Source organism: Asaia sp. HumB (assembly GCF_030263835.1).
Lineage (GTDB): Bacteria > Pseudomonadota > Alphaproteobacteria > Acetobacterales > Acetobacteraceae > Asaia > Asaia bogorensis.
On record NZ_JARPML010000002.1, the window covers coordinates 2,446,178 to 2,459,773 of the forward strand.

A 13,596-nucleotide genomic window follows, 5' to 3' on the forward strand; every position below is an offset into this window, starting at 1 on the left:
CTGACATGCATGACTTGCGCGCCCTTCGCGCCGACCCGGCTGGTTTTGATGCGGCTCTGGCCCGTCGCGGCCTGTCGCCCGTCGCCGGTGATCTGGTGCGGCGCGATGAGGAGCGTCGTGCGGCCCTTCAGGTCCTCCAGGAGCAGCAGGCACAGCGCAAGGTGCTGGCCAGGGAAATCGGTCAGGGCAAGAAAGCCGGACAGGATACCAGCGCCCTTGAGCAGAAGGCTGTCGAACTGCGCGATCATATCGCGGCGCTCGAAGCCAGCGCCTCGACAATCGAGAGCGAGATCAGCGCCACGCTGGCCGGTCTGCCCAACCGTCTCGATGAAACCGTGCCGGAAGGGCGCGATGAAGAGGCCAATCAGGTTGTTCACCAATGGGGTGAGGTGCCTGTCTTTGATTTCGAGCCCAAGCAGCATTTCGAACTTGGCGAACAGCTGGGGCTGATGGATTTCCCGACGGCCGCCAAGCTTTCAGGGGCCCGTTTCACGGTGCTACGCGGGGCGCTGGCGCGGCTGGAGCGCGCGCTCGGGCAGTACATGCTCGATACCCACACGCAGGAATTTGGCTATGGCGAGACCATCGTGCCGCTTCTGGTCAATGATGCGGCCATGTACGGCACTGACAAGCTGCCCAAATTCGCCGAGGATTCCTTTCAGACCACGGATGGCCGCTGGCTGATCCCGACCGCAGAGGTGCCCCTCACGGCCAGTGTCGCAGGCGAGATTCTTGAGGCGAAGGCGTTGCCATTGCGTATGGCGGCGCTTTCAAGCTGTTTCCGTTCCGAGGCCGGGTCGGCCGGGCGTGACGTGCGTGGCATGTTGCGGCAGCACCAGTTCAGCAAGGTCGAGCTGGTGTCCGTTACGACGCCTGAGGCCAGCGCGGATGAACATGAGCGCATGACGCGCTGTGCAGAAACCATTCTGGAGCGGCTGAATATCCCCTATCGCCGTATGCTGCTCTGCGCCGGAGATACCGGGTTCGGTGCTGCCAAGACGTTCGATCTCGAAGGCTGGCTGCCCGGCCAGAAGGCTTGGCGCGAAATCTCTTCCTGCTCCAATACGCGCGATTTTCAGGCACGCCGCATGAATGCGCGCTACCGCACCGAGAACGGTCCGGCTTTCGTGAACACCCTCAACGGGTCTGGTCTGGCAGTGGGGCGCACGTTGATTGCCGTCATGGAAAACGGCCAGACGGCCGATGGGGCGATTGAGATCCCCGAGGTGCTGCACCCCTATATGGGCGGCCTGACCCGCATCGGCTGATGATTACCCTCAATGGGACGCGTATCCGATGGCTCGGCAAAGCCAGTCTGTCGGATAAGGTCGCATCGAGGCCGTGCGGGTGAGCGCCTGCCTGACACGCCCCTAAAAAGGGCGTCGTGACTGACATTGCGAGAAGGAAGACCCTCATGCGTCTGACCGAACCGACCCTTCATGCCGACAGGCTTCTTGTGCTGTTGCGTCAGATCGTCGGCACGCCGCATGTGCTTGTCGCGCCTCATGCGACAGCGCCCTATACCAAGGGGTTCCGGTTCGGATCGGGCAAGGTGAGGGCGGTCATCCGGCCACGAACGCTGGTGGAATTCTGGCGTGTGGCCGAGCTTTGCGTAGCGGCTGACCAGATCATGATCGTGCAGGCGGCCAATACCGGGCTGACCGGGGGCTCGACGCCAGACGGCGACGCGTATGATCGCCCCGTCATCCTGATCAACACCCGTCGTCTGCGCGGCATGCATCTGCTTGATGGTGGCCGACAGGTGATCTGCTTGCCCGGCACAACCCTGCACAAGCTCGAAACCAGCCTCGCGCGTCATGGGCGTGAGCCCCATTCGGTTATTGGCTCATCCTGCATCGGGGCCTCGGTACTGGGGGGGATCAGCAATAACTCAGGGGGCGCGCTGGTGCAGCGCGGCCCGGCTTACACCGAGATGGCCCTGTATGGTCGCGTCACGGCAGAGGGGCGACTCGAACTCGTCAACCATCTGGGCGTGAAACTGGATGCTGATCCCCTCAAGGCGTTGGCCCGTCTGGAGAGTGGCGCGTTCACACGTGACGAGATCGAACGGACCGGCCGGAAAGGGCATGACCACGGTTATGTCGCGCATGTGCGCGATGTTGAGGCCGAGACACCTGCGCGATTCAATCAGGATGAGCGCCGTCTGTTCGAGGCATCCGGCTGCGCAGGCAAGCTGATCGTCTTTGCCGTGCGCGTTGACAGCTTTCCGGCCGAGCTCGATTCCCGCGTGTTCTATATAGGCACGAACTGCACCGACAAGCTTGAGGATCTGCGTCGCCATCTGCTGACGGCCTATGACACGCTGCCGATCGCCGGTGAATACATGCACCGCAACGCCTTTCGTATCGCCGAGTCCTATGGGCGCGATACGGTGGCCCTCATACGCTACGCGGGCACCAGAAATATCCCGCGTCTCTTTGCGGCCAAGGCCTGGCTCGATGACTGGCTTGGTCAGTGGAAATGGCTGCCTGCGCACCTGACCGACAAGGTCATGCAGAAGCTGGGGCGTCTGTTACCCCAGCAGATTCCAGAGCGTATGCTCGCCTTCGAGGCGCGGTTCGAGCACCATCTCATGCTGCGCGTTTCGGCAGATCTGGCCCCCAGGGTCGAGGCGCATTTGCGCGATACGTTCGCGACAGAAGGAACAGACTGGTTTGCCTGCACGCCCGATGAGGGCAAGCGTGCCTTTCTGCATCGGTTTGCGGCAGCCGGTGCGGCACTGCGTTATCGCGCGGTGCATGATCATGAGGTGGGGGAAATTGTTGCCCTTGATGTTGCGCTGCGACGCAACGACAGGGAATGGTCCGAAACCTTGCCCGCAGCCCTCGACGCCCGTATTTTGGAGAAGCTCTATTACGGGCATTTTCTCTGCCACGTGATGCATCAGGATTACGTTCTAAAGCCGGGGGAATCAGCGGAAGCGACCGAGCATGAAATGCTCAGGCTGCTGGACCAGAGAGGGGCCCGCTATCCAGCGGAGCATAATCTCGGTCATCTCTATGAGGGCGATGATGCCCTGTTTGCCCATTACCGGGATCTGGACCCTTGTAACTGTCTCAATCCCGGTATTGGAAGGTCGACAAAGAAGCGAAACTGGAAAGCAGAAAGTATCTGAGGAGAGTAGAACGGGTGGCCCTGCGCAAGACCTGTCAAAGCAAGGTGGCGTAGGGCCGAGGCGCACCTTTACGGTGGGCCAACCCCTTTATATTTGGCATCTGCAGAGAAAACCCTGACTGAGATCATAGTTTTCGACGAAAATGTGCTTACGGAAAAACCAGACGACATATCTGTATTCCTTCTTCACATGGCGCACGATGCGCACTATTTCGCGTTGGCCGAGCTTTACTTCAATCAACCGGAGTAATTTCCGGAGAATTACTTGAAGCAACCTCGGTTGCCGCAAAGAAACGCTAGCGCGGTTTTTGTGAAGAATGGAAGAACTTTTTGCGTCGACCACGCGAAAAAATTCATGTGTCGCACCGCGAACCGAGTTATCTATCTGGATAAGTCTTTGTTTTATCTGTATTTTTTTTCTCATAACAAAGCTAGGCGACTCGTCAAATTCGGCTCATTACAGCGCCCGCCCAGCCGTTTCGCATGGTGCTGACGCCAGCTCGGCAGCGATGTAGGCACCAGCGACAGGGAGGGGACGCGCACGCGCGATCTTGCGCAGCCACTCTCCCATGCCCCTTATTCCAGGTATGTTCTGCCACCCTGCCGAAGCGCAGCGAGACGACGCGGGATAAAAAGCGATTGCGGCGTGTCAGCCGCGGCCGCGGCCACCCTTGCCGCCCTTGCGCGGGCCGCCCGCTCCCTTGAAACGCTTGCCGGAGGGCGACCCACCGGGGGAGCGCTCACCCGATTCGCTTCTGCCGCCATCGCGCCCGGCGCCGTCACGACGCGCATCACCTCGGGATGACGGGGGGCGGCCGGGGCCGGAATAGCCTCCGCCGGACCGGTCACCCAATCCTTTCCCGCCGCCGCGCCTGCCGGGCATGGCGCGTTTCTGGTGTTCGCGCTCGCGGCTTTGCTGGCGAAGCACCGCCTCGATCCAGTCATTCAGCGCCGTCGTGTTGTCCTCGGCGGCCTGCTTGTCGGTGTAGGCATCGGCAAAGCGCAGCGAGAGCCAGCGCCACGCCACAAGGCGCTTATGCCGTTTCTCGGCGCGCTCGAGTTCTTCGCGCCCGGCCTGTGAAGGCTGGACCAGACGCCCGGTGCCGGGCGGTGGTACCCGCCGACCCGCTGCATGATCGCTGGCCCAGCCGACCAGTCGCGAAATGCCATTATCGCGCTCGTCGATGGGGCACATGGCATAGACCCAGCGCTGGGTGAGGGAGAGCCCCTCCACACCTTCCAGGGCTGAGGCAATCTCGAAGGCCTGATCCATATCGGCCAGACGGTAATTCGGGTCGTCGGCGCGCAACACGGCGCGCTTGATGCGCACCAGCACACCGTAAAGGCTGTCGGTCTCGATTTCCTCAGCCACCGCGCGCACGATATCGGCATCCGGCTGCACCAGAGGGCGCAGTTCCGTGATGGGCTCGGGCGGTGCGGCCAGCATCTTGCGGATATGGGCTGGTGTGCCGGCCTCGCCCAGCACGGCGACGACGCCGTTTTCATGATGGCCGTAGCGCCCGGCGCGCCCGCCAATCTGCTTGATTTCCTGCGTGGTCAGGTCTCGCGTCTGCTTGCCGTCATATTTGCGCAGCGCACTGAACACCACGCGCTTGATGGATAGGTTGAGCCCCATGCCAATGGCATCGGTCGCGACAAGGATTTCGGCCTCGCCATTATTGAAGCGCGCGGCTTCGGCACGGCGCACCTCAGGGCTGAGCGCGCCATAGACTACGGCCACACGCTTGCCGAGCGTCAGAAGCTCGGCGCGCAGATCCAGCACCTCGCGTCGTGAGAAGGCAATAAGCGCATCGCCCGCCTCCAGATCGCGCAGGCGCAAGGGTGCGCTGGCGGCGCGGAGTGGCGATTTGCGCTCAAGGCTGATTTCATCCAGCGGATCATCGCAAAGCTCGGCAATACGCCTGATGAGCGGGATGCAATCGGGGGCGCCCAGAATATACAGATGACGCGCCGGTACACCCATGATGGCAGCCGTCCAGGCCGCGCCGCGATCGGGGTCCATCAGCATTTGCGCTTCATCGATCAGCGCGACATCGACCGGGTTGTGAAAGGGGCACATCTCGACCGTCGCTGCCAGATGGCGGGCGCCGGGGAAATCGATGCGCTCTTCACCCGTGGCGAGCGAAGCCGGAACTCCGCGGGACAACAGGGACTCGCGAAACTCATGGGCCAGAAGGCGCAGGGGGGCGAGCGCGAGGCCGCTCTCGGCATTGGCCAGCGCATTGAGCGCGGTGTAGGATTTGCCTGAATTGGTCGGGCCGGTCACCAGCGTGATACGGCGCTTGAGCGAGCGTGCCGTGCGAAAATGCGCGACATAGCGATCGAGCGCGGCCACACGGGCGATGACAGCATTGCCGACCTTGCGCCCGGCAAGCGCTGGCGTGCCTTTTTCGCCACCGCGCCATTCCGCCAGCTGCGAACGCAGGCGCTTGAGGATTTCGGGATCGAACTCGAATTTTTCAGTGCCGTCGGGCTGCGGGGTACGGCGTGTGACGGGCAGGCGGTTTTCGGCAATCCAGCGCAGCGCCTCGCGCGGGGTGCAATGCAGGATGGCGGGCACCTGATCGAACCCGACGAGGCTTTCTTCCCATGCCTTGAGGCGCTCGTTTTCCCGCTTGCGCCGTGCCTCGGCGCGCGCCTCGATCCGCTCTTCCTCTTCGCGTCGCGCCTTTTCGCTCGCGATCAGCTCGGCCTCGAAGCCGGTATCCTCCACCCCGAAAGCCGAGGCGATGATCTGGGCCAGCCGATCGATCTGTCCGCCCGAAAGGAAAGTGCCCGCATCGGTCAGATCGGCCTGCACCGCTTCAAGCACGTCGCGCGGCGTATGCCCCATATCGCGAAAACGTGCGGCCAGCGTGTCTGCCAGCGTGGCACGGAGCAGCTCTGGCGTGGCCCGCGGGTCGTGCACGCGACTAACCGCATCGAGCATGTCAGCCTTGCTGATCCAGAGTTCACCCGCGCGGCGGGTGAGGTTCATCAGCTGTGCTGCCCAGTCCTTGCGGCGCACATCGCATATCAGGCGCTCATATTCGGAGGCGAGGATGGTGTTCGTCCCCGGCACGAGGCTTCGTGCGATCAGTTTGAGCAGGCGCGGCTCTTCCTTGGGGGAGGGCGAGAGGCCGGTTTCCTCGATCGCAACAGAGAGCGCGTGATCGGCGGGGGAGAGTGCTGAGTCCATGAATCCGTTTGTGCGTTATGACACGGTTTGCTGCAACGGGAGACTTGCGGCCATGGGCGTTTCGCTTTCCTATACGCAACCGGAACGATACGCCGCGGCGTATTTTTTTGAGACGTGACACAAGGAGAACCCGGTGCGGTTCAAGCAAGCTCCGAAGATTTCTGCCCTTTTCGCTCTGACGGCTTTGATGGGCGGCACGGCCCTCGCAGCGTCGGACATGCCGCCGCCGCATATGGGCCCGCCACCCCCGCCGCCCGGCCCCGATGGTGGCCCTGGCGAGGTGCATGGTCCTGCCTTTCTGATGAAGCCACAGCATGTTCTGAGCGATGGCAGCGTGACCATTCGCGGGCAGGCTGTTCCCTATCAGGCAGAGTCCGGCACGCTCATCGTTCATCCCGAGGGCTGGGACGATGCCAATCCCGATCCGAAGGCCCCGCAGGCTGTCGCCTCCATTTTCTACGTCGCCTATTTCAAGAAAGGCGCGCATGCGGAAAACCGTCCCATCACATTTGTCTATAATGGTGGGCCGGGTTCTGCGACGGTCTGGCTGCATATGGGGGCGCTCGGCCCCAAGCGTGTTGTGACATCGGACGATGTCCACACCCCTGCTGCGCCTTACAAGCTCGTGGATAACGACGACTCACTTCTGGATTCGACAGATCTCGTCTTTATCGATGCACCGGGCACGGGTTTTGGCCGCGTGATCGGCAAGGATCGTGACAAGGCCTTTTACGGCACTGACCCCGATGCTGCTGCGTTCACCGATTTCATCGCGCAGTTTCTGGCGCGTCACGGGCGTTACAACTCACCCAAATACCTGTTTGGCGAAAGCTATGGCACGACGCGTTCCGCCATCATCGCCAATGCCCTGGCCAATGAGAAAGGGATCGACCTCAATGGTGTGATCCTGCTTTCCCAGATCCTGAATTACGGCAATTCTATCGATCGTGCGCAGGGTAATCCGAGCAATGACCAGCCTTATGTGCTGGGCCTGCCGAGCTTTGCCGCGACAGCCTGGTATCATCACAAGCTGCCCGACCAGCCTGCCGATCTGAAGGCGTTTCTGGCCGAGGTCGAGCATTTTGCGCTGACTGACTACACCTCCGCCCTGCAGGATGGCACCGGCATCAGCGATGAAAAACTCAAGGCCACGGCCGAAAAGCTGCATCGCTATACGGGCCTGCCGGTCGATTATCTGATCAAGGCCGATCTGCGCGTGAATGGCGGCGAGTTTGCCAAGACGCTACTGGGTGATGAGGGGCAGGATACGGGTCGCCTCGATAGCCGCTTTTCGGGCCCGAGCCTCGACCCGCTGGCCCAGCGCCCGGCCTATGATCCGCAATCGGCGGCCATGGAATCGGCCTATGTGGCGGCGTTCAACGATTATGCGCGCAAGACGCTGCATTACGGGGCCGATCCGTCCTTTGGCGATGGGTATATGGAATATCGCGTAAGCGCCCATAGTATCGGCAAGTGGAGCTTCACCCACAAGCAGCCCGACCAGCGCGGTCCGGCCCGTGGCGAGCCCAATGTGCTGCCGGATCTGGCGATGGCGATGAAAACCAACCCCTCGCTACAGGTCATGCTCAACCAGGGTTATTACGATCTCGGCACGCCCTATTTCGAGGGTGTGTATGAAATGCGCCATCTGCCGATCCCGCGCGCGCTCGCGAAAAATATTGAGATCAAGCAATATGCGTCGGGTCATATGGTCTATGCCCATCTGCCCGCGTTGAAGGAAATGCACGATAACGTTTCGCAGTTTATTGCAAGGACGCATCCGAAATCGTCGTAATAATTTAGAACAGGCGCGGCTGTGGGGTTTCCAAACGGCGGAAGGATGATCTAGAAATTTCGCCACTTTGGGCGGTGTCAGACCGCCCGCCCCCTGCAAGCATGCGAAAGAGTGCCTGATGAACGCGCCTGTCTCCCTGCCTATGCCTACCATTGCCGAGCCCCTGTCCGGGCTACTGCCCGTTGAGGGGCATCCGGGCCAGTATCGTCTGGCGCCCCCCAGCAAGGAATACGGGCATCTCCAGGCATGCGAAGTGCTGAGCGTCCATCACTGGACCGACCGTCTTTTCACCTTCACCTGCACGCGCGATCCGGGTCTGCGCTTCGAGAATGGCCAGTTCACGATGATCGGCATCGAGGTCGAGGGCAAGCCGCTGCTACGCGCCTACTCCATCGCTTCGGCCAATTACGAGGAAGAGCTGGAATTCCTGTCCATTGCGGTGGAAGATGGCCCGCTGACCTCGCGTTTGCGCCATGTGAAGGTGGGTGACACCGTGCTCGTCGGTCGCAAGCCGGTGGGCACCTTGCTGCTCGATAATCTGCGTCCGGGCCGTAACCTTTATTTCCTCTCGACGGGTACGGGTCTTGCCCCGTTCATGAGCCTGATCGAAGACCCGGAATGCTATGAGCGTTACGAGAATGTCGTGCTGAGCCATACCGTTCGTGTTTCGGGCGAACTGGCCTACATGAACCACATCCGCCATGACCTGCCGAACCACGAATTCCTTGGCGAGTATGTGTCCAAGCAGCTGAAATACTATCCGGCCGTTACCCGTGAAGACTTCGCTGTGACCGATCGCATCACCACGCTGATCGAAAACGGCAAGATCTTCGAGGATCTGGGCCTGCCCAGGCTCGATCCCGAGCATGACCGCGTGATGATCTGCGGCTCGCCGGAAATGCTGGCCGATACGGAAAAGCTGCTGCTGTCCATGGGCTTTGACGAAGGCAACATGAGCAATCAGGGCTCCTATGTCGTCGAGAAGGCTTTTGCGGAACGCTAAGCCCTCCGGCCCCGTTCTGAAGGGGCGCAGAACAGAATACTGAACATACCATGCGCGGCCGGGAGATTTTCCGGCCGCGTTTGATTTTGGGGAGAGGCTTGATGCCGGATTTCGATGTTTTCGTGATTGGTGCAGGCTCGGGTGGGGTACGCTTTGCCCGTATCGCGGCCCAGAACGGCGCGAAGGTGGCGATTGCCGAAAGCCGCCACTGGGGCGGGACCTGTGTGAATCTGGGCTGCGTGCCCAAGAAGCTCATGGTCTATGCGTCGGAAGGGGCCGAAGCCGCTGAGGATGCGCGGGCTTATGGCTGGGACGTGCAGCTGGGTGCCCATGACTGGTCACGGTTCATCGCGGCCAAGGACAAGGAAATCGAAAGGCTCGATGGCATCTATAAGTCGATGCTGGGCAAGGCCGGGGTCGAGCTGTTTGTCGGGCGCGCCAGACTGATCGACGCCAACACGATCGAGATCGGGCCCGGTCCTCTGGACGAGCAGGCCGAGCCGCGACGGGTGACGGCAAAGCGCATCGTGATCGCTACAGGTGGCCGCCCCACACGCCCGCCGATCGATGGTGCCGAGCACGCCATCATTTCTGATGAGGCCTTTCACCTCAAGGCCCGCCCGGAGCGCATCTGCATCATCGGGGGCGGGTATATCGGTATCGAATTCGCCGGCATCTTCGCGGGGCTCGGCTCGAAAGTCGATCTCGTGTTCAGGCAGGATCTGCCCCTGCGCGGCTTCGACCGCGAATTGCGCGAGAAGCTGCATGAGGCGTTGCCTCATCATGGTATCGCTGTTCATGCAGGCCAGAGCCCCGAACGGATCGAGAAGCTGGGCGAGGGGCATTATCGCGTCAGCCTCGGCAATGGCGAGACGATCGAGACCGATTGCGTGTTTTTCGCCACCGGACGCACACCCAATATCGACGGGCTGGGTCTGGACGGTGTTGGGGTGGCGGTCAAGGATGGCGCCATTGCCGTGGACGATCAATCCGCCACGAATGTGGAAAACATCTACGCCATTGGCGATGTCACGGACCGGATCAATCTGACCCCAGTCGCTATCGCCGAGGGGCATATTCTGGCGGAGACGCTCTATACCGGTCACGCCAGAAGCTGGTCGTTCGAGACCACCCCCAAGGCGGTTTTCTTTTCGGAGCCACTCGCAAGTGTCGGCCTGACCGAGGAGGAGGCAGCGGAAAAGGCGGATATCGAGGTATTTACAGCGTCTTTCCGTCCGCTGCGCCAGACACTGATCGGCCGCGAGCGCAAGGCCTTCATGAAGCTGGTTGTCGAGCGTGAAAGCCAGAAGGTGGTCGGCGCGCATATGATGGGCGATGCCTCTGCGGAAATGATGCAGGGCATTGCGATTGCCATCACAGCCGGGCTGAAGAAGATCGATTTCGACCGCACGATCGGTATCCACCCCACCACGGCGGAAGAGTTCGTGACCATGCGCAGCCCGACGCGTCAGGTTGCCCGCAAGGGATGACGCGTCGGGCCCTCTCCGGGGAAACCGGAGAGGGGAGTGATGTCAGATGCCGGTGCTGGTCAGAAAGGCCAGAAGGTCGCGGTTGAGCGCATCGGCATCAGTGGCAAACAGGCCATGAGGGGCGCTGTCATATTCGACATAGCGCGCATGGGGGAGTGCTTCGCTCACGCGTTTGCCCGTCAGTTCGTAGGGCACTGTCTTGTCGCCAGTGCCGTGAACCACCAGCGTCGGCACCGTAAAGGCCGCGAGATCAGGGCGGAAATCGGTTCGGCTGAATGAGTCGATGCAGTCGAGAGTGGCATTGGGGCTCGCCATGATGCCGAGCGTGAAGCTCCAGTCGATAAGCGCCTGACTGACCGGCTTGCGGATCATGCTGACCCCGTAGAAGCCCTTGAGGAACTCTGCCAGAAAATGGAAACGGTCCCGTCGGATCTGGACCTTGAAATCGGCAAAGACATCGACCGGCACCCCATCCGGGTTGCTCTGGTCCTGCAGCAGGTAGGGCACGACCGAAGAAATGAGCGCAACGCCAGCCAGGCGCGAGGGGCCATAGCTGCTCAGGTAACGCGCCACTTCGCCACCACCCATTGAGAACCCGACGAGCGTGAGATCGCGCAGATCGAGATGATCGATCAGTTCGGCAAGATCACCGGTGAGAGTGTCGTAGTCATAGCCGCCAAAAGGATGGCTGGACTGGCCAAAGCCCCGGCGGTCATAGGTGATAACCCTGTATCCGGCTTCCAGCAGGGCAAGGGTCTGATACTCCCACATATCGCCTGTCAGAGGCCAGCCATGCACCAGCAATACGGGCCGGCCCTTGCCCATATCCTTGTAATGAAGGCTATTGCCGTCGCACAATTTGAGGGATGGCATGGTCGCGTCCTTTTCGAGAGGGCAGAATATAACGAACGAAAACAGACCACAATCGCGGGAGTTCCCGACCCGACGAGAGCGTGATCATTAATGATATCGCTCCGCTTTCCGCCGCCCTCTGATCACCTCGATTTCGGCCTCTTGACGCGGTATCGGGTCCGATAGTCTGGCGCGACCAGTCCCTGCATGGGAGTGAGTGATGAACCAACATTCCGGCTTGATGTCGGCACGCTTCCGAATCTCGGAGGCTGTGCCGGGAAGAGGGTGCGCGGCCCGTCAGGGGACGATTCGGAAAACAAATCGAGATTGCAAAAAATAACGATGAAATTCCGAGCGAACGATATCGATTGGTCGTTATATCTCTCATTATCCGCATAATCGGCAGAGATATCCAAAAAAGAAATGTCTCGGTACCGTAATCCCAAGGACTCGTTATTTGTTCTCCAGTCGCGAATTGATCAAAAAATATATTTCACAAATCTTCTATTATATATCACTGAAAAATATCAGGATTTTTCATTGGCCTCGATGAGTGTCGTTCCAGTCGCGATCATGTGACTCTCATCACCCACATAGTGGACTATCTCATTACAAAAGATACATATCACAACACTTCGGTTACGGGTGTTTAGTGATGAGGGTTCGGGGAGTTCTATGAAATATACGTCGTGTGAAAGCCCGCGAAAGCAGAAGGTGCCACTGGTCGGTAGAATGTTGCTGGCAGCTATACTTGCTGCTGTTGCCGGGCTGATGTTCGGTCTTGATATCGGTGTTATTTCCGGCGCGCTTGGCTTTATTGCCAAGGAGTTCCATGCCGGGGATGTTGCCCAGGAGTGGATTGTTTCCTCCATGATGGTCGGCGCCGCGATTGGCGCCGTTTGTGCGGGACAGCTTTCCTACCGGTTCGGTCGCAAAAAGGCGCTCATCCTGAGCGCCTTTCTTTTTATGCTCGGTGCTCTGCTCTGTGTCGTGGCACAGGGTATTGTCCTGCTTATTGTGGCGCGAGCCCTGCTTGGGCTGGCCATTGGCATCGCGAGCTTCGTTGCGCCGCTCTATATTTCCGAGGTGGCAGATGAGGGGCATCGCGGCAGTCTGATCTCTGTCTATCAACTCATGATCACGATCGGGATCCTGCTCGCTTTCGTGTCGGATGCGGTTTTTGCCTATTACGGCGCCTGGCGCTGGATGCTCGGAATCGTGGCGGTGCCGGGGGCGATCTTCATGATCGGCTCCTTCTTTCTTCCCGATAGCCCGCGCTGGCTCATGCTGCGCGGTCGCCATGACGAGGCGCTCGAGACACTCGCCAGCCTGCGGCCTTCACGTGCAGCGGCTGAAGTCGAAATTCAGGAAATTCAGGGCAGGCTGAAGCAGAAGCAGCGCGGTTTTGCGATGTTTCTGGAAAATCCGAATTTCCGTCGCTCCGTCTGTCTCGGGATCGGGCTGCAGATTGTGCAGCAACTCACAGGCATCAACGTGGTCATGTATTACGCGCCGCGTATTTTTGAGGTGGCTGGCTTCGGTCAGGACGGCCAGATGTGGGGCACGGCGATTGTCGGGCTCGTGAACATGCTGGCGACCTTCATCGCGATCAGCTTCGTCGATCGCTGGGGGCGCAGGCCCATGCTTGTCTCGGGATTTGCGATCATGGCGCTGGGCATGGGGGCTCTGGCCATCCTGCTCTCCCTCGGCAGCGAGACCGGTGTTCTGACGCATTACCTGTCCGTTGCGGTCCTGTTGCTGTTCATCACCGGCTTTGCGTTTTCGGCTGGCCCGCTGATCTGGATCCTGTGTGCCGAGGTGCAGCCGCTTGAAGGGCGTGACTTCGGTGTCGCCTGCTCCACCTTCACGAACTGGATTGCAAACATGGCGGTCGGGGCAACCTTCCTGACCCTGCTGGGTAGCCTCGGTGCCTCGCATACTTTCTGGCTCTATGCCGGACTCAACGTCGTGTTCATCGCCTTCACCCTGTGTTTCGTCCCCGAGACGCGCGGGATCTCGCTCGAGGCCATAGAGCAAAAGCTCAATAGCGGCGTCAGGCTGCGTGAAATCGGGCGATAGGTTTCCCGCTCAGGACTGATCGGGACAATTTCGATTATTTGAA

8 protein-coding genes are annotated in these 13,596 nt (G+C 60.3%); 6 read left to right on the forward strand and 2 right to left on the reverse strand.

Features of this window, described 5'->3' with window-relative positions:
• The first annotated feature begins 5 nt into the window (after positions 1 to 5).
• Together serS and dld are read left to right on the forward strand one after the other, a co-directional pair.
• Positions 6 to 1,268, forward strand: coding sequence for a serine--tRNA ligase (gene serS, locus P5689_RS12075; RefSeq protein ID WP_285533334.1), 1,263 nt, complete (start codon positions 6 to 8; stop codon positions 1,266 to 1,268).
• 146 nt (positions 1,269 to 1,414) lie between these two features.
• The gene (dld, locus tag P5689_RS12080) at positions 1,415 to 3,136 is read left to right on the forward strand and encodes a D-lactate dehydrogenase (RefSeq protein ID WP_285533335.1); all 1,722 of its coding nucleotides are present in this window, start codon (positions 1,415 to 1,417) and stop codon (positions 3,134 to 3,136) included.
• Positions 3,137 to 3,784: 648 nt separating this feature from the next.
• Here the strand turns inward: dld and P5689_RS12085 are convergent.
• Positions 3,785 to 6,334 carry a helicase-related protein gene (locus P5689_RS12085; protein ID WP_285533336.1) on the reverse strand — a complete coding sequence of 850 codons (2,550 nt, stop codon included), beginning with the start codon at positions 6,332 to 6,334 and terminating at the stop codon, positions 3,785 to 3,787.
• A 217-nt stretch (positions 6,335 to 6,551) separates the two neighbouring features.
• Here P5689_RS12085 and P5689_RS12090 point away from each other — a divergent pair, with 217 nt between their 5' ends.
• The 3 genes from P5689_RS12090 to gorA all read left to right on the forward strand — a co-directional run bounded on the left by P5689_RS12090 (position 6,552) and on the right by gorA (position 10,622).
• Positions 6,552 to 8,129, forward strand: a complete 1,578-nt coding sequence (locus tag P5689_RS12090; protein ID WP_408868575.1) for a S10 family peptidase — start codon at positions 6,552 to 6,554, stop codon at positions 8,127 to 8,129.
• A 118-nt stretch (positions 8,130 to 8,247) separates the two neighbouring features.
• Positions 8,248 to 9,132: a ferredoxin--NADP reductase gene (locus P5689_RS12095; RefSeq protein ID WP_023978154.1), complete on the forward strand. Its 885-nt coding sequence runs from the start codon at positions 8,248 to 8,250 to the stop codon at positions 9,130 to 9,132.
• A 101-nt stretch (positions 9,133 to 9,233) separates the two neighbouring features.
• Positions 9,234 to 10,622: a glutathione-disulfide reductase gene (gorA, locus tag P5689_RS12100; RefSeq protein ID WP_285533337.1), complete on the forward strand. Its 1,389-nt coding sequence runs from the start codon at positions 9,234 to 9,236 to the stop codon at positions 10,620 to 10,622.
• Positions 10,623 to 10,664: 42 nt separating this feature from the next.
• Here gorA and P5689_RS12105 read toward each other — a convergent pair whose 3' ends face one another.
• Positions 10,665 to 11,495: an alpha/beta hydrolase gene (locus tag P5689_RS12105; protein ID WP_285533338.1), complete on the reverse strand. Its 831-nt coding sequence runs from the start codon at positions 11,493 to 11,495 to the stop codon at positions 10,665 to 10,667.
• Positions 11,496 to 12,149: 654 nt separating this feature from the next.
• Here P5689_RS12105 and P5689_RS12110 point away from each other — a divergent pair.
• Complete coding sequence (locus tag P5689_RS12110; protein ID WP_336718366.1) at positions 12,150 to 13,553, forward strand: sugar porter family MFS transporter; 1,404 nt, start codon at positions 12,150 to 12,152, stop codon at positions 13,551 to 13,553.
• Positions 13,554 to 13,596: the final 43 nt, after the last annotated feature.